The sequence below is a fragment of the Marinactinospora thermotolerans DSM 45154 genome, from assembly GCF_900167435.1.
Classification (GTDB): Bacteria; Actinomycetota; Actinomycetes; order Streptosporangiales; family Streptosporangiaceae; genus Marinactinospora; species Marinactinospora thermotolerans.
On sequence record NZ_FUWS01000007.1, the window covers coordinates 228,923 to 251,330 of the forward strand.

20 protein-coding genes are annotated in these 22,408 nt (G+C 70.7%); 12 read left to right on the forward strand and 8 right to left on the reverse strand.

The window, feature by feature from the left end:
• Positions 1–54: 54 nt before the first annotated feature.
• Together B5D66_RS14505 and B5D66_RS14510 are read left to right on the forward strand one after the other, a co-directional pair.
• Positions 55–1,194: a hypothetical protein gene (locus tag B5D66_RS14505; RefSeq protein ID WP_144390131.1), complete on the forward strand. Its 1,140-nt coding sequence runs from the start codon at positions 55–57 to the stop codon at positions 1,192–1,194.
• Positions 1,195–1,796: 602 nt separating this feature from the next.
• A complete protein-coding gene (locus B5D66_RS14510; protein ID WP_235001001.1) occupies positions 1,797–3,446 on the forward strand; it encodes a hypothetical protein in 1,650 nt (549 codons plus the stop codon).
• A gap of 75 nt (positions 3,447–3,521) precedes the next feature.
• On the opposite strand, the gene B5D66_RS14515 is transcribed toward B5D66_RS14510, so the two are convergent.
• Positions 3,522–5,180 carry a catalase gene (locus B5D66_RS14515; RefSeq protein ID WP_078762263.1) on the reverse strand — a complete coding sequence of 553 codons (1,659 nt, stop codon included), beginning with the start codon at positions 5,178–5,180 and terminating at the stop codon, positions 3,522–3,524.
• A gap of 175 nt (positions 5,181–5,355) precedes the next feature.
• Between B5D66_RS14515 and B5D66_RS14520 the strand changes: the two genes are divergently transcribed.
• From B5D66_RS14520 to dhaL, 4 genes are all read left to right on the forward strand, one after another.
• Positions 5,356–5,790, forward strand: coding sequence for an OsmC family protein (locus B5D66_RS14520; RefSeq protein ID WP_078762264.1), 435 nt, complete (start codon positions 5,356–5,358; stop codon positions 5,788–5,790).
• Between the two features lie 172 nt (positions 5,791–5,962).
• On the forward strand, positions 5,963–6,463 hold the full coding sequence (locus B5D66_RS14525; RefSeq protein WP_078762265.1) for a hypothetical protein: 501 nt from the start codon (positions 5,963–5,965) through the stop codon (positions 6,461–6,463).
• Positions 6,464–6,544: 81 nt separating this feature from the next.
• Complete coding sequence (locus B5D66_RS14530) at positions 6,545–7,549, forward strand: dihydroxyacetone kinase subunit DhaK (RefSeq protein WP_078762266.1); 1,005 nt, start codon at positions 6,545–6,547, stop codon at positions 7,547–7,549.
• Positions 7,550–7,575: 26 nt separating this feature from the next.
• Positions 7,576–8,223 (forward strand): dihydroxyacetone kinase subunit DhaL, encoded by a 648-nt coding sequence (dhaL, locus tag B5D66_RS14535; RefSeq protein WP_078762267.1) that lies wholly within the window; start codon positions 7,576–7,578, stop codon positions 8,221–8,223.
• A 52-nt stretch (positions 8,224–8,275) separates the two neighbouring features.
• Here the strand turns inward: dhaL and B5D66_RS14540 are convergent, their stop codons facing one another.
• Positions 8,276–8,899 (reverse strand): DUF1707 SHOCT-like domain-containing protein, encoded by a 624-nt coding sequence (locus B5D66_RS14540; RefSeq protein WP_235001002.1) that lies wholly within the window; start codon positions 8,897–8,899, stop codon positions 8,276–8,278.
• Positions 8,900–8,996: 97 nt separating this feature from the next.
• The gene (locus tag B5D66_RS26135; RefSeq protein ID WP_268805380.1) at positions 8,997–9,326 is read right to left on the reverse strand and encodes a DUF3817 domain-containing protein; all 330 of its coding nucleotides are present in this window, start codon (positions 9,324–9,326) and stop codon (positions 8,997–8,999) included.
• Positions 9,327–9,752: 426 nt separating this feature from the next.
• Between B5D66_RS26135 and B5D66_RS14550 the strand changes: the two genes are divergently transcribed.
• A complete protein-coding gene (locus B5D66_RS14550) occupies positions 9,753–11,570 on the forward strand; it encodes a UvrD-helicase domain-containing protein (protein WP_144390133.1) in 1,818 nt (605 codons plus the stop codon).
• A 54-nt stretch (positions 11,571–11,624) separates the two neighbouring features.
• Here the strand turns inward: B5D66_RS14550 and B5D66_RS14555 are convergent, their stop codons facing one another.
• A complete protein-coding gene (locus B5D66_RS14555; protein ID WP_078762269.1) occupies positions 11,625–12,980 on the reverse strand; it encodes a DUF6114 domain-containing protein in 1,356 nt (451 codons plus the stop codon).
• A gap of 4 nt (positions 12,981–12,984) precedes the next feature.
• Positions 12,985–13,599 (reverse strand): DUF6230 family protein, encoded by a 615-nt coding sequence (locus B5D66_RS14560; protein WP_078762270.1) that lies wholly within the window; start codon positions 13,597–13,599, stop codon positions 12,985–12,987.
• A gap of 226 nt (positions 13,600–13,825) precedes the next feature.
• On the opposite strand from B5D66_RS14560, the gene B5D66_RS14565 reads away from it, so the two are divergent.
• Together B5D66_RS14565 and B5D66_RS14570 are read left to right on the forward strand one after the other, a co-directional pair.
• The gene (locus tag B5D66_RS14565) at positions 13,826–15,679 is read left to right on the forward strand and encodes a GMC family oxidoreductase (protein ID WP_078762271.1); all 1,854 of its coding nucleotides are present in this window, start codon (positions 13,826–13,828) and stop codon (positions 15,677–15,679) included.
• 95 nt (positions 15,680–15,774) lie between these two features.
• The gene (locus B5D66_RS14570; protein WP_078762272.1) at positions 15,775–16,710 is read left to right on the forward strand and encodes an alpha/beta fold hydrolase; all 936 of its coding nucleotides are present in this window, start codon (positions 15,775–15,777) and stop codon (positions 16,708–16,710) included.
• Between the two features lie 13 nt (positions 16,711–16,723).
• Here B5D66_RS14570 and B5D66_RS14575 read toward each other — a convergent pair whose 3' ends face one another.
• Positions 16,724–17,488, reverse strand: a complete 765-nt coding sequence (locus B5D66_RS14575; RefSeq protein WP_078762273.1) for a MerR family transcriptional regulator — start codon at positions 17,486–17,488, stop codon at positions 16,724–16,726.
• Positions 17,489–17,850: 362 nt separating this feature from the next.
• Between B5D66_RS14575 and B5D66_RS14580 the strand changes: the two genes are divergently transcribed.
• From B5D66_RS14580 to B5D66_RS14590, 3 genes are all read left to right on the forward strand, one after another.
• Positions 17,851–18,777 (forward strand): AurF N-oxygenase family protein, encoded by a 927-nt coding sequence (locus tag B5D66_RS14580; RefSeq protein WP_078762274.1) that lies wholly within the window; start codon positions 17,851–17,853, stop codon positions 18,775–18,777.
• Between the two features lie 159 nt (positions 18,778–18,936).
• Complete coding sequence (locus tag B5D66_RS14585; protein WP_078762275.1) at positions 18,937–20,457, forward strand: flavin-containing monooxygenase; 1,521 nt, start codon at positions 18,937–18,939, stop codon at positions 20,455–20,457.
• 63 nt (positions 20,458–20,520) lie between these two features.
• On the forward strand, positions 20,521–20,844 hold the full coding sequence (locus B5D66_RS14590; RefSeq protein WP_078762276.1) for a DUF4873 domain-containing protein: 324 nt from the start codon (positions 20,521–20,523) through the stop codon (positions 20,842–20,844).
• A gap of 2 nt (positions 20,845–20,846) precedes the next feature.
• On the opposite strand, the gene B5D66_RS14595 is transcribed toward B5D66_RS14590, so the two are convergent.
• Both B5D66_RS14595 and pdxA read right to left on the reverse strand, forming a co-directional pair.
• Positions 20,847–21,215: a hypothetical protein gene (locus B5D66_RS14595; RefSeq protein ID WP_078762277.1), complete on the reverse strand. Its 369-nt coding sequence runs from the start codon at positions 21,213–21,215 to the stop codon at positions 20,847–20,849.
• A 132-nt stretch (positions 21,216–21,347) separates the two neighbouring features.
• Complete coding sequence (pdxA, locus tag B5D66_RS14600) at positions 21,348–22,370, reverse strand: 4-hydroxythreonine-4-phosphate dehydrogenase PdxA (protein WP_078762278.1); 1,023 nt, start codon at positions 22,368–22,370, stop codon at positions 21,348–21,350.
• Between the last annotated feature and the right edge of the window lie 38 nt (positions 22,371–22,408).

The window sequence follows — 22,408 nt, forward strand, 5'->3', positions numbered from 1 at the left end:
CCCGGGACCCCGTGGCGGGGCGGGGACGCGCGGGCGACCGCACAACGTGCTCTAATGCCCAGTACTTCGTTGTCGTGTTGGGAGTTGTCCGTGGAGTACCGTCTCACCGCCGAACTGGCCCCGCCCTCGGGGACCGGTGAGCTCGACGAGCTGCAGCGTCACGGGGCGACCGCGCTGCTGTCGGAGTGGCTTGAGCGGGTCGCGACGGTGGAGGGCCCCGACGGGGTCGAGATCACCCCCTACGACCACGAGATCACCGTGCACGGCACTGGCGCGACGGTGCGCCTGCTCGTCGACGCGCCGGCGCTGTCCTTCGCCGAGAACGGCGCGGTCGCGCTGCTGCACGAGATCCTGGAACGGACCGGTGCCCTCGCCGAATGGACCGTGGGCAAGTGCGAGGTGACCGTGACCGACGAGGAGCTCGCCGAGGCCGTCGCCGGCGAGGAGCGGTCCTTCGGGGCCTCCCGCGAAGGCCCTTCGGGCATGCCCGAGGAGGAGATCGCCGCGCAACGGCGCCGGCTGTTGCGGCGCGGTACCCGATTGCGCGCCTTCGACGCGGGCGCGTTCGGACACGTCTCCGGGGACGAGGGCGCGGTGGAGCGCGGGAGGACTCCCAGCGCGACCGACGTCGCGCTGGCCGCGGGCGCCCTCGTCGAGGGGGCCGCCGTGCTGACCGAGGAGCTGTTCGTCGACATCACCTACCTGGAGGAGGACGCCGGGGAGGCCCCGGAGGGGACCGAGGCGACCGCCGACGACTGCGAGTCGATGCTGGTCCTGCACGACCTCCCCGACCGCTACCGGCACCACTACGACGCCTGGTTCGCCAAGCGCTTCCTCATCGCCTCGGCGAACGTGTTCACCCGGCTCACCGCGTCCCGTTGGATTCCCCCCACCTGCACCGCCGAGGCGCTGGCCCTGCGCCTGCTCGTCGAGAACGCCAAGACGGCGCTCATCGACCTGGCCGGCATGGAGGAGGAGACCGTCTTGGACATGTTCGCGGCGTTCACCGAGTCGGCGTTCGAGGACCTCGACCACGAACGGCTGTACTCGACCAGCCTCGACCTCCCCGAACCGGACGGTTCCGACCTGGACCTGGAGGCCGGCGCTCCGGCGCTGCGCTCCTGGTTCCGGCCCGACCGGGAGGAGATCGTCCCGTTCCACCCCTACCTGGACGACGATCCGGCCGAGTCGTGAACAGGCGAGGGGGCTCCCCCGCCAGGGGGCGCCGGGTCCGCGGGTGCCGTCCGTCCCGGAAGGCAGCCGCGGTGCAGGGGGCCCGCGGCCCCGGGGAGGCCCGCCTCGAAGACTCTTCCGTCGCCCTTCCCCAGGAGGGCACCCCGCCGTAAGGGGACGGCCCGTGCGGCCTCGCCTCTTCCGTGACCGAAGGTCCCTGTCCCGGGTTCGCCGAGCGGGCCGGGACGTTCCCCACCGGCCTCCATGGCCTCCCCTCTCGCGCCCCTCGCCCGGCGGGGATCCTCGCGTTGGCGTTCCACCGGCCGCGGCCTCGTCCTGGCGCGCGGCGGAGCCCCTGGAGGCAGCGGCAGGTCATGCGTCACCGGAGGAACAGGACGTTGCGCGCGGTGTCCCCCCACCGCAACCCGGGTGGCCGCGTCGCGGCGGTAGGGTCATGCCATACGGCGGTGTCCGATGGGGCGCTGGTCATCCCCATACGGGTCACCGCCCTCTTCCGCGGCCTCCGCGTTCTCTTCCTCGTCCCTCTATCACGGGTTGGTCCTCACGTCATGCGCCTGGTGTTCACGAACGCCGATCAGGAAACGTTCGACCGGTATCGTTCGTTGTTCGTCACACGAGTGGTCGATCACGCCCGCAGGGAACGGATCGAGGTGTCCCGGTGGGCGCTGGAGACGATCCTCGACTTCAAGTACGGCGAGCCCGACCTGGGCGGCGACGGACTGCTGGCGCGCTGGCACGGTTCCGACGTCGCCGCCCTGCTCCTGGACTGGCTGCCCCGAGAGGACATGGCCGCGCCGTTGCGCGTCGAGGAGGTGCGCTCCTCGCTGCTGGCCTGGGTGGAGTTCCTGCGCGCACGCGGATGGTACGACCCTCGCTCCGACGAGCCGGGGGAGCTGGTGGAGACCTTGGACACGCTCGCCGACGCCTACCGCCAGGCCGTGGCGAACCCGGCCGAGCACCGGGTCTCCCTGTTCCTCCAGCACAGCATGGTCGAGGCCGGCTACGACCCCGAGGATCCCGACCAGGTCGCGGAGTTCGAGGCCGAGGTGGAGTCCGGCGGGGTGTCGCTGGACGAGGAGCTGATGGCCGCGATCGCGTCGGGCGAGGAGGAGGCCCCGCTGTCGCCCCTGTCGGGTCCCGGGCGGACCGGCTACACCTGGCGTGCCCCGCGGCTGCTGGAGGGGGCGGCCCTGGCCGAGGCGATCGAGGCGACCCCGACCATGCTCCGGCTTCGCGAGCAGGGCGACGACGCGCTCCCCGAGGACTCCGTCGAGGCGTGGCTGCTGGCCTACGAGGCGCTGGGGGAGGCGCTCGCCGAACGGCTGGGGCTCGACGAGGACGACTTCTACGAGGCGTTCGGCTCCGAGGCCGACGAGTTCGTCGCCTCCATCGTGACGACGCTGTTCATCGAAAGGCTGCCGCTCCCCGGCACGCTCGTCTCCGAGGTCGTCGCCGAGATGGGCGACCCCCTGGAGGAGGACCGGCCGCTCACCGACGAGGAGTCCGAACAGTTCGACCGCGCGGTGGGCCTGGTCCTCGGCGAGCTGGAGGGCCTGGGGGCCGTCGCGCGCGAGACGACGGGCGAGGAGGCCGAACTCGCGGGCGAGCCGGTGTTCCGGTTGACGCCGTTGGGCGAGTGGATCGGGTTCGACGAACTCGTCCTCGACGACTACACGATCCGCACCTTCGATGAACTGATGGCCGAGGACGCCGAGGTGCTCGTCGAGCGTGCCGCGGCCGGCGAGCCGTTCAGCGACGTCGACCTGGACGAGTGGATCGGGCAACGCGGCACGGAACGGGCGATGCGGGAGCTGGTGGAGGTGGCGCGGCGCACGGACGACTGCACGCACCGCGGAACGGTCCGCGCCGTCACCGCGGAACATCCCCAGGAGGCCCGTCCCGTCTACGAGGAGCTGCGCGCGGACGGGGCGTTCGGTCCCCAGGCCCGCGCCTGGCTGTTCGACGCGGGCTTCCTCAAGGAGGGTGAGCTGGAGCCGGCCGACCTGCCGTGGGTCATGGTCGACGGCGTCGCCGCCATGGCGCGCATGAACCTGTTGGACGAGGAGCGGCTCGGCGAGCTGCCGGTCCGGCGCGGCGGCGAGGGAGCGTCGCTGCTGGAGCTCGCCCCCTCGCTCGGCCATCCCGAGACCACCTTCCTGCTGAGCTGGCTCGGGGACAACCATCCCGACCCGGGGGTCCGCAAGGAGGCGCGCACCGCGCTGTTCCGCTACCAAAGCGGCGGTGGCCGCTGACCTGGGCGGTCTGCACGCGCGGGGCGCCCCGGCGATACCTGCCGGGGCGCCCCGCGCGCCGTCGTCCAGACGCCGTCAGCGCGTGACCTCGAACCGCTCGTTGGGAACGGTGTGGGTCATCTTCAGGCCGTTGACGTCACGAGGGCCGTTCTTGCCGAGCTTGCCCAAGCGGTCACGGTCCTCGTCGGTGAGGGTCTGGCTCTGAAGCGGCTCCAGGTGGGCGACGTCCTCGGGGGAGATGCCGAGCCCCTCCCCGACCCGTAGCCCCAGCTCGTCCTCGACCAGCAGGAAGTGCCAGACCATCCGTTCCTGGATCGGACGGTCGCACTGGGAGAGCTGGTTGACGAAGTTCTTCACCAGATCGTCGCGTTCCCACTGCTCCATGAGCCGGAAGCGCTGCCCCGCCTGCTTGTAGTCGTTGGTGCGCGGGATGCGTTTGCGCGTCACCCTGCCCACGATCTCCGGGCCCTGCTCGTCGTGGGTCGGGTACTGGGCCTCGCACAGCCCGCCGGTGATGGAGGGCTCGTAGTTGACGTGCGGGTTCCGGCCCCCGTTGTCCTGGGAGTAGGCCATCTGGCCGTCACGCTGGTTGGTGCGCACCTGGGCGTTCTTGGCCTGGTTGACCGGCAGCTGCAGGTAGTTGGGCCCCACCCGGTAGCGCTGGGTGTCGCTGTAGGAGAAGGTGCGGCCGACCAGCATCTTGTCGTCGGAGAAGTCCAGGCCGTCGACGAGCACACCGGTTCCGAACGAGATCTGCTCGTTCTCCGTGAAGTTGTCGACGACGTTGCGGTTGAGGACGAGCCGGCCCACCGGCTTGGGCGGGAAGTCCTGCTCCGGCCAGGTCTTGGTGTCGTCGAGCGGGTCGAAGTCGAGTTCGGGATGCTCGTCGTCGCTCATCATCTGCACGAACAGCTCCCACTCGGGGTAGTCGCCCCGGTCGATGGCCTCGCGCAGGTCCTTGGTGGCGTGGCCGAGGTCGTGGGCCTGGATCTTGGCGGCGTCCTCCTCGGTCATGCTGCGCACGCCCTGTTTGGGCATCCAGGTGTACTTGACCAGCACGGTCTCGCCCTTGTCGTTCACCCACTTGTAGGTGTTGACGCCGAACCCCTGCATGTGACGGTAGTCGGAGGGGATGCCGCGCGGGCTGAACAGGTTGACGAGCATGTGCATGCACTCGGGCGTCTGCGACATGAAGTCGAAGATCCGGTTGGGATCCTGCCGGAAGGTCACCGGGTCGGGTTTGAGGGAGTGGATGACGTCGGGGAACTTGATGGCGTCACGGATGAAGAACACCGCGAGGTTGTTGCCCACAAGGTCCCAGTTGCCCTCCTCGGTGTAGAACTTCACCGCGAAACCGCGCGGGTCGCGGACCGTCTCCGCGGAATCGCGTCCGCCGATGACGGTGGAGAACCGCAGCGCGACGTCGGTGCGCTTGCCCGCCTCCTGGAACAGCCCGGCCCGGGTGTAGCGGGAGATCGGTTCGTCACCCCACTTCCCGTAGGCCTCGAAGTAGCCGAACGCGGTCGCGCCACGGGCGTGCACGACCCGCTCGGGGATCCGTTCCCGGTCGAAGTGGCTGATCTTCTCCAGGAAGTGGTAGTTCTCCAGCGTCGCCGGGCCACGGGCGCCGACGGTGCGCTGGTTCTGGTTGTCGTAGACGGGGTGGCCTTGCCGGTTGGTCAGGGTCTGGCGCTCATCACCGCTGCGGCGGCCCTGGCTTGCTACGTCCGTCATGACAGAACTTCCTCGATTACTCTCGGCACCGGTGTTCGTGGGGTTCTCGGCCCGCTACCCGACCCCCTCGCCCTAATCACGGCCCCACCCCCGGGTCTGCGCCCGGGGGTGGGGTGGTTCGGCGCACTCCGCCCGGGTAGCCGTCCCGCGCTCGGCACGGAGGAGGGACGAGGAGATGGGACGACACGAGACGGTGCACGAGGCGCGGGCGATCGCCGAGAACGGGAGTGTGCGGACCGAGGAGGGTGCGCTGGTGACCCCGTTGGCATCGCCCCTGAAGCCGAACGGTCGCGGGGTGACACCCGAGCAGTTGCTGGCCGCCGGCTTCGCGGCGTGCCTGCACCACGCCGCGGCCGAGGCCGCGGCGGCCGACGGGGGCAGCGGCGCCGGCCGGCCGGTCCGGGTCGAGACCCGGGTGAGGCTGGGACGGGACGGGGGGCGTGGCTATGCCCTCGACGTCCGCGCGACGGTCCGTCCCAAGGGGGTGGGTCAGGACCACTGGGAGACGATCGCGCGCGCCGCCGAGGAGATCTGGCCCTTCGGCTGCGAGGAGTCGTCTCGCTTCAGGATCCACGTCGTACCTGACGACGGGGACTGCCCGGGCGACTAGCCGGCGCGCCTTTCCGCGGGCCTCTCCCTCTGGGCGTGTGCCGTCGTGGCCGCACAGGCGTGCCTCGGGTTGTCCACAGCCCTCGGATTGCGGTGGTGAGGGCCGGCGTCCGGTACGCAGCATGGAGGTGCGGCGCTCAGATCGGGCGCCCGCCCCACCCTGGAGGTTCGCCATGTCCTGGATCGGACGTCTCCTGCTCGTCACGCTGTTCACCGTGACCACGGCCACCTGGCACAGTGGTGCGCTGGGCGACGAAGGCGCGAAAGGGGGCATCGTGGACGGCTTCGCCGTGAACCATCTTCCTTCGGGGATCGGTTCGTCGGTCTCCGACTTCTCCTACGAATGGGGCGGGGTCGCCTTCTCCTCCCGGGTGTGGGAACGCGACCTCGGCGAGGAGGGGCACCGGGTGGACCTGAGCGTGGCGGTACTGCGGGGCGAGCGTCTCCGCGATCTCGCCGGTCTGCGGGATTTTCTGGCCGAATACCACGAACGCGATCTCGCCACCTGGCGGCTGACCCCCTTCTCCCACGGTTCCGATCCCGGCCTGATCACCGAAGGCCAGGCGTTCTGGTCGGTGGCGCCGGGGCTGGCCGTGTCGGTCCGTCTCGATCCCGCCCGCTTCGACCTCCCCGAACTCACCGCGACCGCGCTCGGTGTGGTACCGACCGCGTGAGTCCGTTTTCCGACAAGCCGCATGTCCCTCCCCCTGGGCGGGGAGGGACCCTGGAGAGAATCCACGTGGAAAGAGGGGCACATGCGACGGCAGTTCGTCAACGACCCGGCCGACCTCGTCAACGAGGCGCTGGAGGGGTTCGAGGCCGCGCAGCGCGGTCGGATCCGCTGGAACCGCGATCCGTCCTATGTGGTACGCGCGGACTCCGGCCGGCGCCGCGGCAAGGTCGCCCTCGTCTCGGGGGGCGGGTCGGGACACGAACCCCTGCACGTCGGCTATGTGGGACCGGGAATGCTCGACGCCGCCGTGCCGGGCGCGGTGTTCGCCTCTCCCACCGCCATCCAGATCCAGGCGGCCTCCCGGGCCGCCGATTCCGGCGGCGGCGTCGTGCACATCGTCAAGAACTACACCGGTGACGTGCTGAACTTCCGCATCGCCGCGGAACTGCTGGAGGACGACGGCATCCGCGCCGAGGCGGTGTTCGTCGACGACGACGTCGCCTCCGACACCGGCGACGGCGAGGGACCGGGACGGCGCGGCACCGCGGCCGTCATCGCGGTCGAGAAGCTCTGCGGAGCCGCGGCCGAACGCGGCGACGACCTCGACGAGATCGTCGCCCTGGGACGGCGGATCACCTCGGGAGCCCGCACCTTCTCCGTCGCCCTGGCCGCGGGGGCGCATCCCGGTCAGGGACGGCCCTCCTTCGACCTCGCGGACGACGAGATCGAGTTCGGTGTCGGCATCCATGGTGAGCGGGCCCGCCAGCGCCACCCCTTCGCCCCCGTACGCGACCTCGTCCCCGAGATGGTCGATCGGGTACGCGACCCCCTCGGGCTGGGCCGCGGGGAACACGTCATCGCGATCGTGAACGGGCTCGGCTCCACCCATGACCTTGAGCTGTACGCCATCCACCGCGAACTCGTCCAGGTGCTGGCGAAGGAGGGGATCGTCATCGACCGCGCGCTGGTGGGCACCTATCTGACCTCGTTGGACATGGCCGGTTGTTCGATCACGTTGATCCGCTCGGACGACGACCTGGTCGACCTGTGGGACGCCCCGGTGTCCACGCCGGCGCTGACCTGGTGAACACCCCTGGAAAGGAGTCCGCACCGATGACGACCGGATTCACACCGGCCCAGACGAGCCAGTGGGTGGATGGCTTCATCGCCACCGTGGAACGGGCCGAACCCGAACTCACCGATCTCGATCGGCGTAGTGGCGACGGCGACTTCGGCACGAACATGACCACCGCCCTGCGACGCACCCGTGACGCCCTCGTCCGCAATCCGCCCCGGGACCTGGGCGACCCGTTCGAGACCATGTCCACGACCTTCCTCTCCTACAGCGGAGGCACCAGCGGACCACTGTTCGGCATGTGGTTCCGCGAGTTCGCGAAGGCCGCCCGTGGCGGGGAGGAATTCGGGGTGGGCGAGCTCACCGAGGCCACCGCCAACGGCCTGGCGACAATCCAGCGCCTCGGATCGGCGAAGGTCGGCGACCGCACCATGGTCGACGCGATCGCCCCGGCGGCCGAGGCCCTGGAGCGGGCCCGTAGCGACGGCGCCGACCTCGCGGGGGCCGTGGACGCCGCGTTGGAGGCCGCCCAGCGTGGCGCCAAGGGCACCAGCGAACTGCTCGGCCGGAAGGGCCGGTCCAGTTACGTCGGCGAGGCCGCGTTGGGCGCGGCCGATCCGGGAGCCCTGACCATCGCCCTGTTCTTCCAGGCCGCCCGCGTGGTGGTGGGCAGGAGATCGGGATAGGAGGCTGTCTCCCGGCCGCCACCGCGGCCGGGAGACCCGACGGGGGTCGGGCCTACTCCGTGCCCCACGAGGCCACCAGGTTGTCGAATCTCGAACCGTAGCGCACCTTCAGCGTCGCGCCGGCCGCCTTCCCGGTGATGCGCAGGTGTGGGGCCGGGGGATCGGCGACCTCGTTGACCCGGCTGTCGATGGTTCCCAGCCAGGAGGTGTCGACCTCGATCTCGGCGGAGGCGTGGTCGGGCAGGATGAGCTTCGCCTCGCCCCACGACAGGGTGATGTCGATATCGACGACGGAGGTGGTGAACACCGCCTTGCGGAAGTCCAGTCGGACGGTGCCATAGGGGTTCTTGACGATGATCTGGCCGGGGACCCGCCAGGCACCGGTACGGGTGATCGTGCTGCCCTTGGCCTTCAGCTCCAGGGTTCGCTCCGTCCCGCCCGGGACGAGACCGCCTTCCGACCCGGCAACGGCGACTCCCGAGGACGTGGCGGGGAGGTCAGCGGTCAACGGCGCGAGGTCGGCGTAGGTACGTGCCCGGTAGGTCAGGTCGAGCCGTTCGTCGAGCTCCTCAAGCGTGATCCGCCCCTCGGCCGCGGCATCACGCAGGATCTCGGCCACGCGCTCCCGATCGGCGTCGGAGGCGCGCAGGGCATTGTTCACCTCGTCTGGGCTCACGTTCCTCCCGTCCTACTCCTCGTGCTCCTTCAGCGGATTCCCATCGTAATCGGACAAAGGAGAGCCGGGCAGCCCCCGTGTCGGCTCGCCCCACCCGTCAGGCGGGCTGCTGCTCGCGCGCGGGCTCGACGGCGAGGCGTCCGGTGCCGGCGGCCCAGCGTTCGAAGACCACGGTGCCCAGTGGCGGCACGCTCGCGACGAGCGCGAGCAGCCCGGTCAGGGGACGCCAGCGCAGGGTCCACCAGGCGAGCACCGCGAGGATTACGTAGACGATGAACGCGATGCCGTGCAGCGGGCCGAAGATCGTCACGCCGATCTCGTTGTGAACGACGACGTATTTGAAGAACATGCCGACCAGCAGCCCCATCCAGGTCACCGCTTCGACCGCCGCCACGACCCGGAACGCGGTCACTATCGCTGCGCGCAACTGAACTCCTCCTGGACCGGACGACGCGGGGTGGGACCGCCTCACCCTAACCCGCGCCCACAGGTGGCCAGAACCGGCCTCCTCCGCCGTCCTCTTCTCGCCGGCCCCGTCCCGTCCCTCCCCCCTCTTCTTTTCGGCCCCACTGATAAGCGTTTTACGGTCACAGGTGCCGCGTTCGCTTCCCCAGCGCGAGGCCTCCGTGGGCCACATCATCTTGCCCACCCCCGGAACCGGCCTTGAAAACACGTCCTGAGCTGCACGGACACCACACGCTCCGGCTCCTTGTGACCGGTCTGGATTCCTCCTTCCCAAGGGGTTTGCCGGAATTCCGCGGGGGCGATGTTCTTAGGTGACGCGGTGGTTGCACGCAACCTTCTTCCCCACGCGAATCCCCACGTCAGGTCGATGACCGGAGGAACCCCCGACGTGCCTCAGCTCGCGATTGCCCCGACTTTCCTCAGCGATTTCTCCCGTCTCGATGCCCGGGTCCAGGCCGCCACGCTGACGGTCATGCAGGCCTACATGGCCGGTGACCGAAAGGACCTCGAACCTATTTCGGACGCACCGGACCCCCGGGTGCGCGTCATGCAGATCGGTCCCGAATGGTCTGGTGTCGTCGCGCCGACCTCGGCGGACGTCTACTGCCTTGTCGCGGTCCGCCCCCACGACGAGGCGGTCGCCTTCGCCCGGGGCTACCGGGTCCCCTCCACCGCCCCCATGGAGATCGTGGAACCACACACCCCGTCCCCCATGGCCACGCCCCGCGCCCCGCGGGTCAGCGGCCCCGCCGAGCTCTCCCGCGGCCTGGGCCGTTCGTTCGCCGAATGGCGGATCACCCTGCACCCGGACCAACACCGCATCGCCAGCGCCCGGTTCAACGGGTCCGCTCAGGTCACGGGCGGTCCCGGGACCGGAAAGACCGTCATCGCGCTGCATCGGGCGGCGCACCTGGCCTCCCTACAGGACCGCCTCGACGGTCCCGCCGGTCACCGTCCGGTCCTGCTCACGACCTTCAACCGGCTCCTCGCCCGCACCCTGGCCGATCAGCTCGACCGGATCGTCCCCGACCCCCACGTGCGCTCCCGGATCGAGGTCGTCACCATCGACGCCCTGGCCCGGGGGATCGTCCAGGAACAGTCCGGCGCGCCCCTCCAGACACTCGCCAAGGAGGCGCTCGCCGAGCGCTGGCGCGAGGCCGCCCGCGCCGACGGCATCCCCTACTCCGGCCGTTTCCTGGTCGACGAGTGGGAGCAGGTGATCCTCGCCCGGGACATCACCGACCTGCCCTCCTACATCCGTTGTGAACGCAATGGTCGGATCCTGCACCTCGCCCCCGAGCACCGCACCCTGGTGTGGGAGACGATCCGGCGCTACACCGGCGCGATGCGTGTGGCCGGCGAGTGGTTCTACCCCCAGATCGCCCAGGAGGCCGCCCGTCTCCTGCGCCACTCGGGCCCCCGTTACCAGCACGTCGTCGTCGACGAGGCCCAGGACCTCCACCCCGCGCAGTGGCGACTGCTACGCGCGGCGGTGGACGAAGGACCCGACGACCTGTTCATCGTCGGCGATCCGCACCAGCGGATCTACGACAACCGGGTCTCCCTGGCGTCGCTGGGGATCAACGTGCGCGGTCGCAGCCACCGGCTGCGGGTCGGCTACCGGATCACCCAGGAGATCCTGGACTGGGCGCTGCCCATCCTGGGGCGGACGGCGGCCGTGGGGCTGGACGACAACGCCGACACCCTCGCGGGTTACCGTTCCCTCCTGCACGGCCCCGATCCGGTGGTACGCGCCTGCTCCAGCCGGGCGGAGGAGCTGGCCGCGCTCGGGGCGTGGGTCCGGGGGTGGCTCGAAGCCGGGATCGTCCCCTCCTCCATCGCCGTCGCCGGGCGCAACCAGTGGGTGGTGCGGCACGTGGCCAAGGAGTTGACCGCCCGCGGGATCGCCACCGCGCCGCTGGACACCGGCGAGGATGCCGAGGGGGTGCGCGTGGGAACGATGCACAAACTGAAGGGGCAGGAATTCCGTTGTGTGGCGGTGGTCGGCCTGAGTGAGCCGCTCCTGCCCCCGAAGGCCGCGATCGAGGCGGCCGAGGGCGACCCCGTCGCCCTGGAACAGGTCCACCAGCAGGAACGCAACCTCGTGTTCGTGGCGTGCACCCGGGCCCGTGACGCGCTGTATGTGTCCCATGTCGGGGAGCCGAGCCGGTTGCTGCCGCGTCCGGCCCACGCCGAGCGTCGCTGAAACGCGTGAGCCCGGCCGTTCCCGTGGACGGCCGGGCTCACGCCTGGTGTGCGCTCAGGAACCGACCGACTGGGCGAAACCGTCGATGACGATGGAGTCCGCCTCTGCGAGGGGATGTTCGACGTCCACGTCGGTGACGATCATGTAGGGCAGCAGCAACGGAGGGGGGAAGTCGGGGGTGAAGGTCAGGGGGATGCCGAGCAGGCGGACCTCCATCCGGGTGACGTGCAAGACGACGTCGCCCTCCATCGTCATGGAGGGGATGTCCAGCGTGCTACGGACCGTTCCCTCTTCGAACCACTTCTCGGCCCCGGTGAAGACCCCCTCGTCCATGGTGAGCTTCAGATAACGCCGCGGGCCGTCGGTGGTGGGGTACTCGACGACGCCGCCGAACGCCGCCCCGCTCATCGTGAGGCGGTCGGCGCTCAGGCCGGAGGGGGCGGTGTGCGCGATGAACCTGCCATCCCCCTCATGGACCGTGAAGTCCGGGACCTCGCCGCGTTCCCGGGCGGCCTCACAGGCCTCGATGATCGCGCGGAACTCCTCCTCGGAGATGTCGGTGACCCCTTCGCGGACCTGACACTCCTCGGCGACCTCGGCCTCCTCCTCGGAGTCGCCCTCCTCGTCCTCCTCCTCGGGCCGGCCGTCCTCACCGCCGTCTTCATCACCGTCCCCGCCGTCGTCCTCACCTCCGTCGCCGGGGCCGGGTGAGGCTCCAGGGGGCTCGGAGGGCTGGGAACCGGGCGAGGGGGAGACCGAGGGCGAGGGAGACGGGCTGGGGGTGGCCTCCTGCTCCGCCGTCCCCTCCTGCCCACCACCGAACCGGTCATCCCATGGCCAGGCCGGCGCGGACAGGGCGAGGAGGAGCGCCAGGGGAAAGGCGATGACGCCGTGGACCTGCCCCTCGCTTCCGACGATGGGAGGCCGCTCCTCGGATGTGCCGTCCCCTCGGGGTTCCGCTGCGGGCTCTTTCTCCGCCGGGCCGGTGGGCGGGACGGTCGCGGAGCCGCGTGCCCGGCGCCGATGCTCACGGGGTTCCTTGGGGCCCCAGGCGAAGACCGACGAGCCGCCGACGATGCCGGTGAGCAGGCCGATGCCGAACCCGCCGAAGTTGGAGGTCACGAAGGAGACGAGCGAGAGCAGGATGGCGACGATCCCGAAGAAGAACCGTTGGGCGGGTTGCAGCCAGGTCAGCACGCCGATCGCGATGAGCAGCAGTCCGACGAAATAGCCGGAGACGCCGGCGATGCCCTGGTGGATGATCAAGGGGAGGGGCGCCATCGGAGCCGCGACGATGGCCAGACCCGCGACGATGACGAGGAGGCCGCCCCAGAAGGGACGGGTCCTGCGCCATGTCCGAAACCCCTGTCGGGGAGCATGCCGGAGTTGGGCGGTTCCGTGCCTTCTCATGGCCTTAGAAGCACTCGTGGTCGCCGGGCTTGACACCGAGCTGGAGCCCGTTGAGCCCGAAGGTTCCGGCGTTGACCGACCAGGCGGTGAGCCGCAGGTCGGTGACGTTGATGGTGCCGGCCTGCATGCCGAACCCCCCGGGAGCGCCGGCCTCGCCGCTGGCGTTCTCCAACGTGCTGGCGTCACGGCCGATCTGCATGCCGGAGAAGGACGCCTCCCCGGAGAGCTGCTCCAGGTCGATGACCATGTTGCGGGCGGTCACCGGCGTGCCGTCCTGACCGGCCTCGACGAGCAGTGTCACGTCGCCGACGGGCGTCTCCATCAGGACCGACTGGCACAGGTTGGTCAGCTCGGCGTCGTCGATGACCGACAGCGCGACGGGGTGAGCGGTGTCGTCCACGGAGGTCGCGACGTCGCCGAACTGGGCGAATCCCGTTCCCTCCAGGGAGTCGGCCGAGACCTTGAAGTTCTGGCCGGACACCGCGAAGGAGGCGGCGATGCTGCCCTGGGCGGTGAGGACGACGAGGACCGCGGCCGCACCGAGGGCGGGGCCGAGGGCGAGGAGGAAACGCCTCCACCCCACACCGCCCTGGACGATCGTCTGCGTTTCTTCTGCCATGGGAACTGCCTCCTCAACCGGGGTCGGCCGTGGCCGGTCCCGCGCCCGGGATGGGGGATCGGGGGTCTCGAGAGGGATGACCGCTCGGGTTTTCCATGTGACACCCTACTCATCAGTAGGTGAGGAAGATTACAATAGTTAATGTCACATTTCTAGGTGGCTCGTTTTTCATTTCGAGCACGCTTCGGGCCACGTTCCCCGTCCCCGAGAGAAGAGAAGGTGTGCCATGGCCCCCGAGCACGACCACACCGCGGAGACCACGGCCCCCCGGCCCACCACCCCCGGCTCCGGGGACGACATGTTCGACTACGACGTCCTCGTGGTGGGATCCGGGTTCGGCGGTTCGGTCAGCGCGCTCCGCCTCACCGAGAAGGGATACCGCGTCGGCGTCGTGGAGGCAGGCCGCCGCTACACCCCCCAGACCCTGCCCAAGAACTCCTGGGACCTGCGCAACTTCCTGTGGGCCCCGGCTCTCGGCTGCTACGGGATCCAGCGCATCCACCTGCTCCGTGACGTGCTCGTCCTGGCCGGCGCGGGCGTCGGCGGCGGTTCCCTCAACTACGCCAACACGCTGTACGAACCGCCGAGGGAGTTCTTCGCCGATCGGCAGTGGCGCGACATCACCGACTGGCACGACGAACTGGCCCCCTTCTACGACCAGGCCAAACGGATGCTCGGGGTGCGCACCAACCCGCACATGACCCCCTCCGACGTGCACCTGAAGAAGGTCGCCGAGGACATGGGCGTCGGCCACACCTTCCGCCTCGCCCCGGTCGGCGTCTTCTACGGTGACGGACTCGACGGCGAGGGCAACGAGCGGATCGAACCCGGATCCGAGAGCGCCGATCCCTACTTCGGCGGTGCCGGCCCACGCCGGCGTTCCTGCACCGAATGCGGCAACTGCATGACCGGGTGCCGACACGGCGCGAAGAACATGCTCACCGAGAACTACCTCTACTTCGCCGAACGCGGCGGCGCGGTGATCCATCCGATGACCACGGTGGAGCGGATCCGTGAGCGTCCCGAGTCCCTCGGCGGTGGATACGCCGTGGACACCCTCGTCACCGGCGCTCCGCGGGTCCGGGCCAACGCCCGCACCCTCACCGCCCGCAACATCGTGCTCGCCGCGGGCACCTACGGCACCCAGCGCCTGCTGCACGCCATGCGCGACAGTGGGCTGCTCCCCCGCATCTCGCCCCGACTGGGATCGTTGACCCGGACCAACTCCGAGTCCCTGGCCGGGGCGATGACCACGTCGATGACGCCCCCCGAGGACTTCACCCGGGGGGTCGCCATCACCTCCTCCATCCACCCCGCCCCCTACACCCACGTCGAACCGGTGCGCTACGGAAAGGGGTCCAACGCGATGGGACTCCTCGCCACGATCCAGGTGCCCGGTGGTGGACGGATCCCCCGCTGGCTGCGTTTCCTCGGCCTGGCCGCCGCCCATCCCTACGTCTTCGCGCGCAGCCTCTCGGTGCGCCGCTTCTCCGAGCGCACCATCATCGGCCTGGTGATGCAGTCGCTGGACAACTCGCTGACCACCTACACCCGGCGCGGGTTGTGGGGAGGACGCAGGCTCACGTCCCGACAGGGGCATGGCGCTCCCAACCCGACCTGGATCCCCAAGGGCCAGGAGGTCATGACGCGGCTCGCCAAGGAGATCGACGGGTTCCCCGGCGGCACCGTCGGGGAGGTGTTCAACATCCCGTTGACCGCGCACTTCCTCGGCGGCTGTCCCATCGGCGCCACCCCCGAGCAGGGAGTGGTGGACCCCTACCACCGGCTCTACGGCCACCCGGGGATCTCCGTTGTGGACGGATCGACGGTCTCGGCGAACCTCGGGGTCAACCCCTCCCTGACGATCACCGCGCAGGCGGAACGGGCGATGTCGCTGTGGCCCAACCGGGGTGAGGCCGACCCCAGGCCCGAGCCGGGATCCCCCTACCGGCGTGTCGACCCGGTCTTCCCCCGCCATCCCGCCGTTCCCGCGGGAGCGTTCGCCGAGCTGAACTTCGGTCGGCGTCGCTCCCTCTCCGTCGAGGTGGTCCCTCCGGCCTCCACCGCGGCGGCAGGCTGACTCCCACTCCGGCGGGGCTTCCCCTCCGGTCCCTTCCCGCCCTCCCCTGCCCTCACGGGCCGTCAGGTCCGTGGACGCCCCCGGACGGAGGCTCGATGACCCCCCTGCGCTACGCCGTCGAAAGCCCACGGAGCCTCAGGACACCCGACGGCGCGCTGCTGCGGGTGTTCCTGCGCGGGCCGGACGACGCTCCGCTGACCGTCGTGTTGTGCCACGGCTGGTTCCTGTCCTCCGACACCTGGCGTCTTCAGGTGTCGGCGCTGTTCTCAGGCCGGTCGGGGATCGAGCCGGGGAGGGTGCGGGTGGTGCGCTGGGAACAGCGGGGCCACGCCGGTTCCACCCTGGGCGCCCGCCGTGTGGACGGCGGGCTGCTCGGCGCGGGTCTGGCCGCGGTCATCCGGGAGTTCGCCCCGACGGGCCCTGTGGTCCTGGGCGGGCACTGCGTGGGGGGTGTGGCGGTGTGCGCGCTGGCCGCGGCCCATCCCGATCTCGTCGCCGATCGGGTCCGCGGGCTCCTGCTGGTCTCCGTGCCGTCCGGGCGGCCGGCCCCCGAAGGTCCGGGGCTTCCGCGGGCGGCGCGCGTGTCCGCCCTCGCGCGGCGCGGCGTCTTGGGAGCGCTCGCAGCGCTCCCCGGACCGGTCGAGCACCTGCGCGCTCTCCTTCCCGCCCACTGGAGCGCTCACCAGGCGCTCGTCCGCCGGACGCTCTTTGGACGTCACGCCGACCCGATGCTGGTCCGGGAGTGCGCGGAGCTCCTCCACGCCACACCCACGGCCGTCATCGCCGCCTTCCGACCGGAGGTCGTGGCGTCGGGCGCGCCGCGCTTTCCGACGGCGCTGCGTGACGTCGCGGTGAGGATCATGCTGGGCGAGGAGGACCGGTTGACGCCGGCCCACCACGGCGACGCGCTGGCGCGGGCCCTGCCGGACGCCCGGCTGGACCTGCTGCCCGGGGTCGGACATGTACCGATGTTGGAGAGTCCCCGACTCGTGGAGGAGCGGCTGGCGGAGCTGTGCCGGGCCGCCCTGTGAGGCAGGGCGGCGGTCAGGCGCTGTGCCGCTCCTCCTTCGCCGCCTTGAGGTGTTCCAGGACGGCGGCGAAGTGCTCGCCCAGGGCCTCTTGGAGGTGGTGGGCCATGGCCTGGGCGAGGATCGCGTCGACCGCGGTCTGGGCGAGCGGACGCGCCCGGCGGATCAGCTCGGCCGCGCCGGCGATGTCGTCTCCCTGGAGCAGCCCGCCGGGGGCGTGTACCGCCAGAACGTGGTCGGCGACCGTCCCGACCAGGTCCCGCGCCGCCGCGTCGATGCGCTCGCGTAGCTGTTCGGCGATGTCCAGGACGCCGTCCAGGGACATCCCGATGGAGACGAGTTCGGCTCCCGCGTGCAGGAGGCGCGGGCTGGGCGCGCGGAAGCGCACACCGTCGCGTTCGAGCAGGCCGAGCCGCAGCGCACGGGTCAACGTGGCGGGGGTGACCTGACCGCCGAACATCCCGCGCAATTCGTCCAGGGTGACGTAGACGGGGATCTCGTCGGTCCAGGGATCGCCGACCGCGGACTCGAAGCCGAGCACGTCGGCGAGGTCGCCGCCGCGCTCCCAGACGGTCACCAGTTCGCTGATGTTGGCGAAGGTGTAGCCGCGTTTGAGGAGCTGGCCGATGAGCCGCAACCGGGCCAGGTGGGCCTCGGTGTAGATGCCGACCCTGCCCTCCCTGCGAGGAGGCGGCAGGAGTCCACGGTCCTGGTAGACGCGGACGTTACGGACGGTGGTCTCGGCGAGCCGGGCCAGCTCGTCGATGCGGTATTCGGCCATGGGCTCAGCTTATGGACCGTGGGGCGTGGGAGGGCGCGCTCCCGGGCTGGGAACCGGAGTGGTGCGGGCCGTCGCGGGTCTCCACGGGCCCGGAAAATTCCCTATTGCATCGTGACAATGCTCATTGTAACGTTCTTAATGAGAACTGTGGAGGAGGTCACATTGGCGCCGGACACGCAGGGTGATCTCAGCGGACGCGCCCCTCATCTCCGCCCCGCCTCCGGCTCCACGGCGCCCACCACCCCGCTCTCGCCACCGCCTCGTCGGGGATGGGCCCGGCCGGACACCCCGCGGCTTGCCGGCACACCGGGGCCCGTCCGTCCCTCACGCACAGCAGCGCCGCACCCGCAAGGAGAAACGCCATGACCGTCCAGGCACAGGCGCCCGCCCCGACCGACCGCGAGGACATCGCCAAACGGCTTCTGCGCTCTTCGGCGAAGGCGTCCTTCGACCCGCTGGTGGAGATCGACTGGGACGCGCCGATCGACCGCGACCGCTACGCCCTCCGCCCCGAGCGGGTCTCGCTGTACGGGACGGAGCTGTGGGACCGCATGACCGAGGAGCAGCGCAAGGAGCTGAGCCGCCACGAGGTCGCCAGCATCGCCAGCATCGGGATCTGGTTCGAGACGATCCTCATGCAGATGCTGGTACGCCACGCCTACGACCGCGACCCCACCTCCAACCACATCCAGTACGCCTACACCGAGATCGCCGACGAGTGCCGTCACTCGGTGATGTTCGCCAAGATGGTCGGCAGGCTCGGCGCCCCCTACTACCGGCTCGACCCGGTGACCCACTTCCTCGGCAAGGTGTTCAAGACGATCTCCAACGGCCCGCTCACCTTCAGTGGGGCGCTGTTCGTCGAGGAGATCCTCGACCAGATCCAGCGCGAGGCCATGACCGACGAGTCCCTGGAACCCCTGGTGCGCGCGGTCTCGCGCATCCACGTGGTCGAGGAGGCCCGGCACATGCGTTACGCGCGGGAGGAGTTCATCCGCGACTGGCCCAGGAGGAACGCGCTGTCCCGCGCCTACACCCGGCTCGTGCTCGGCCTCGTCGTCTACTACTCCACCACCCGCCTCATCAACCCCCGCTGCTACGCGGCGGTGGGACTGAACCCCCGCGAGGCGCGCAGGGTCGCGCTGCGCAACCCGCACTGGGTGGACACGCGCACCTGGGCCGCGCGCAAGGTCGTGGCGACGCTCAGCAAGGCCGGAGCCATCTCGGGTCCGGGCAGGTACCTGTGGCGCAAGGCGGGTCTGCTGGGGCGCCCCGGGGCGCCGGCCTGACCGATCGTCGCGCGCACACCGCCACGGCCCGTCGAACTCGCACGGCCCCGGCCTCGTGCCCCGGCCGTGCGCAGCGGCCACGGCGTCCCGGTGGAACGATCGCGCCCGTGTCACCGGACGCCGTGGCCGACCCCGGTTTCCCTCGTGAAAGGTCCGCTCGTGACGAAAGCCCCTGAGCCCCCCGCCTCGGGAGTGCCCCACCACCGCGTCGCCATCATCGGTACGGGGTTCGCCGGACTGGGCATGGCCGTCCGCCTCAAACGAGCCGGTCTGGACGACATCGTGCTGCTGGAACGCGCCGACGAGATCGGCGGCACCTGGCGGGACAACACCTATCCCGGTGCCGCCTGCGACGTCCCCTCGCACCTGTACTCCTTCTCCTTCGCGCCCAACCCCGGCTGGAGCCGCAGTTTCTCGCCCCAGCCGGAGATCTGGGACTACCTGCTGCGGGTGGCCAAGGACGAGGACGTGGTGCGCCATGTCCGGTTCGGTCATGAACTGCTGGCGGCCCATTGGGAGCCCGACGCCAACCGCTGGCGGCTGGAGACGAGCGGGGGGACGCTGACCGCGCAGTTCCTGGTCAGCGGGACGGGGCCGTTGAGCGATCCGTCGATCCCCGACATCCCCGGCCTCGAGCGGTTCGCCGGCACGGTGTTCCATTCGGCGCGCTGGGACCACGACCACGACCTGCGCGGACGCGATGTCGCGGTCATCGGGACCGGCGCCTCGGCCATCCAGTTCGTCCCCCGGATCCAGCCGCTGGTCCGGCGCCTGCACCTGTTCCAGCGCACGCCGCCGTGGATCATCCCACGCCACGACCGCCCCATCAGCGGGATCGAGCAACGGCTCTACCGCGCCCTGCCCGTGACCCAGCGGATCGCCCGGACCAGCATCTACTGGGCGCGGGAGAACTACGTGTTCGGGTTCGCCAAGAACCCCAGGCTGACGAAGGCCGCCGAGGCGCTCGCCCGTTTCCACCTGCGCCGCCAGGTCAAGGACCCGTGGCTGCGGGCGAAGCTGACGCCGGACTACACCATCGGCTGCAAGCGCATCCTGATGTCCAACGACTACTATCCGGCGCTCACCCGCCCCAACGCCTCGGTCGTCACCGAGGGCATCGCCGAGATCCGGGAACACTCGATCATCACCCGCGACGGTGCCGAGCACGACGTGGACACGATCATCTTCGGCACCGGGTTCCACGTCACCGACATCCCGGTGGCGCAGCGTGTCCACGACGCGGCGGGGGTGGCCCTGGGCGAGCGGTGGGGCGAGGACGCCCAGGCGTTCCGCGGCACCACCATCAACGGCTACCCCAACTTCTTCCTGCTGACCGGACCCAACACCGGGCTCGGGCACACCTCGCAGGTGTTCATGATCGAGGCGCAGATCGCCTACGTGATGGCCGCGCTGCGCTACGCCTGCCGCAACCGGCTGGACCGGATCGAGGTGCGCGCCGACGCCCAGGACGCCTACAACACGTGGGTCCAAAACGCCCTGGAGGGAACCGTGTGGACCTCGGGGGGCTGCGACAGCTGGTATCTCAACTCCGAGGGCCGCAACACCACGCTGTGGCCGACGTTCACCTGGTCCTACGCGCTGCGCACGCGCAGGTTCGACCCGGCCAACTACCTCCTCCGCCGCGAGACGCCGGCGTCCCGGACGGCCGTGGCGGCCTGACATGGTCCCGCCCGCGGGCGGGACCGCACCACACCGTTTCACGAACATCCAGGAAGGCGCGAGATGAGCGGCATGGGAGACGAGGAAGAGGAGTACCGCGGTCCGGTGACCGTGGTGGTCGACGAGCGGGAGATCGCCGCCGAAGCCCATTTGGCGGGTCACTTCGACCCGCTGACCGGCGGCTACCGCTGGGTCGGCCGGCTGGCCCCCAACAGCGAGGTCAGCGAGTGGTACGCGGCCGGGAAGGCGAGGACGGTCGTGGTGCGCACCCCCGAGGGCCACGAGGGGCATGGCAGGATCGGCGATCCCAACGTCTGGGGCGGACACCCGGTGTCGGGATCGGGCCGCCCCCCGTTCGCGGTGCCCGAGGTGTTCGCCGACGAGTGAGGTCATCGCGCCCCCGCCCCGGAAGCGCCCGGAGGGGACGGCGGGGCGGCGACCGGGACCGTCCAGACCCGCGCCACCCGCCATCCCGCCAGGCAGGCGCGCTCGCCCAGGAGGCGGGCCAACGCGAGACGCAGTCCGGTGCCGGCCCGGTCGGGCGACGGGGCCTCGGCGAGCAGACCGACGAGGACGCCCCGGTCGTGGGGAAGACACCGATGCTCCAGGAGGCGGACCACGATCCCCCCGGGCCCCTCGACGCGCACGATCGCGCCGAGGTCCTCGGTCAGGACATGGGCGGCCCCCCGGGAACGGAGTTCGTCGAGGACGGGCACAGCGCCCGCCGCCTCGATCTCGATCTGGACGACACAGCGCACCGTGGGCCTCCCTGACGGGTCGGTTGGGAGTCCCGACGTTAGGCGAACGGCCTTCGCCCGCGCGGTGGCCGTCCACAGGCCGTCTCGGCCCCGCCCCTTCCACGCCGCGTGGAAGGGGCGGGGAGGCCGGGGTCAGCTACCATACTCGGCCCGGATGCGGTCGGCGAAGTGGGAGAACTCCGCGCCGTGCAGGAAGGCCGACTTCATCGTGCCCTCCTCCGCCAGCCCCTTGCCCGCGATGTCGAACGCGGTGCCGTGGTCCACCGAGGTGCGCAGGATCGGCAGGCCGACCGTCACCGAGATGGTGCCGTGGAAGTCGAACGTCTTGGCCGCGATGTGCCCCTGGTCGTGGTACTGCGACAGCACGCCGTCGTAGCGCCCCTGGAGGAGCTGGTGGAACACCGAGTCGGCCGGGACCGGTCCGGTGACGTCGGCGCCGGTCGCCCGCACCCGCTCGATCGCCGGCTTGAGGTGGACGATCTCCTCGTCGCCGAAGGCGCCGTTCTCGCCGCCGTGCGGGTTGATGGCGGCCACGGCCAGGCGGGGCTCGTCGTCGCCGAACACGCGCAGCGCGGTCAGCGCCTCGTTGATGACGGCGACCTGCTGCTCCTCGTTGATCTGGTCGAGGGCCTTGCGCAGCGACAGGTGCCGGGTGCCGAAGAAGATCTTCTTGCCCCGCACCACGAACATCGTGGTCTGGCGGGTCACCCCGGTCAGTTCGCCCAGCATCTCGGTGTGGCCGAGGTGCTTGCTGCCCGCCGCCCAGATGGCCTCCTTGTTGATGGGGCCGGTGACGATGCCGGCGACGTCGCGGTCCATGGCGGCCTTGGTCGCGACCTCGATGGCGCGCACCGCGGCCCGGCCCGCGCGGGCGTCGACCACGCCCCAGGCGAGCTCCTGCTCACCCAGGACGTCGATGTCGTAGCAGTCGATGACCCCCTCCTGCTCGGGGGGCAGGTCCCACGAGGACACCGTGCGGATCTCGACGTCCAGGCCGCACACCTGGACGGCGCGGCGCAGCACGGCCGGGTCGGCGACGACGACGCCGCGGGCCGACGCCGAGGCGCCGACCTCGGCGAGGGTGCGCACGGTGATCTCCGGTCCGATGCCGACGGGGTCGCCGACGGTGACGGCGAGGGTGGGGCGTTCGGTCATGTCTGGTCCCTCCAGTGGGTGGGGGCGTGGGGAGGTCA

What these genes read in the sequence shown, in the direction of transcription:
- B5D66_RS14505 (WP_144390131.1), top strand. Translation starts at nt 55, where the DNA reads ATGCCCAGTACTTCGTTGTCGTGTTGGGAGTTGTCCGTGGAGTACCGT.
- B5D66_RS14515 (WP_078762263.1), bottom strand. Translation starts at nt 5,180, where the DNA reads ATGACGGACGTAGCAAGCCAGGGCCGCCGCAGCGGTGATGAGCGCCAG.
- B5D66_RS14520 (WP_078762264.1), top strand. Translation starts at nt 5,356, where the DNA reads ATGGGACGACACGAGACGGTGCACGAGGCGCGGGCGATCGCCGAGAAC.
- B5D66_RS14525 (WP_078762265.1), top strand. Translation starts at nt 5,963, where the DNA reads ATGTCCTGGATCGGACGTCTCCTGCTCGTCACGCTGTTCACCGTGACC.
- B5D66_RS14530 (WP_078762266.1), top strand. Translation starts at nt 6,545, where the DNA reads ATGCGACGGCAGTTCGTCAACGACCCGGCCGACCTCGTCAACGAGGCG.
- dhaL (WP_078762267.1), top strand. Translation starts at nt 7,576, where the DNA reads ATGACGACCGGATTCACACCGGCCCAGACGAGCCAGTGGGTGGATGGC.
- B5D66_RS14555 (WP_078762269.1), bottom strand. Translation starts at nt 12,980, where the DNA reads ATGAGAAGGCACGGAACCGCCCAACTCCGGCATGCTCCCCGACAGGGG.
- B5D66_RS14560 (WP_078762270.1), bottom strand. Translation starts at nt 13,599, where the DNA reads ATGGCAGAAGAAACGCAGACGATCGTCCAGGGCGGTGTGGGGTGGAGG.
- B5D66_RS14565 (WP_078762271.1), top strand. Translation starts at nt 13,826, where the DNA reads ATGGCCCCCGAGCACGACCACACCGCGGAGACCACGGCCCCCCGGCCC.
- B5D66_RS14570 (WP_078762272.1), top strand. Translation starts at nt 15,775, where the DNA reads ATGACCCCCCTGCGCTACGCCGTCGAAAGCCCACGGAGCCTCAGGACA.
- B5D66_RS14575 (WP_078762273.1), bottom strand. Translation starts at nt 17,488, where the DNA reads ATGGCCGAATACCGCATCGACGAGCTGGCCCGGCTCGCCGAGACCACC.
- B5D66_RS14580 (WP_078762274.1), top strand. Translation starts at nt 17,851, where the DNA reads ATGACCGTCCAGGCACAGGCGCCCGCCCCGACCGACCGCGAGGACATC.
- B5D66_RS14590 (WP_078762276.1), top strand. Translation starts at nt 20,521, where the DNA reads ATGAGCGGCATGGGAGACGAGGAAGAGGAGTACCGCGGTCCGGTGACC.
- pdxA (WP_078762278.1), bottom strand. Translation starts at nt 22,370, where the DNA reads ATGACCGAACGCCCCACCCTCGCCGTCACCGTCGGCGACCCCGTCGGC.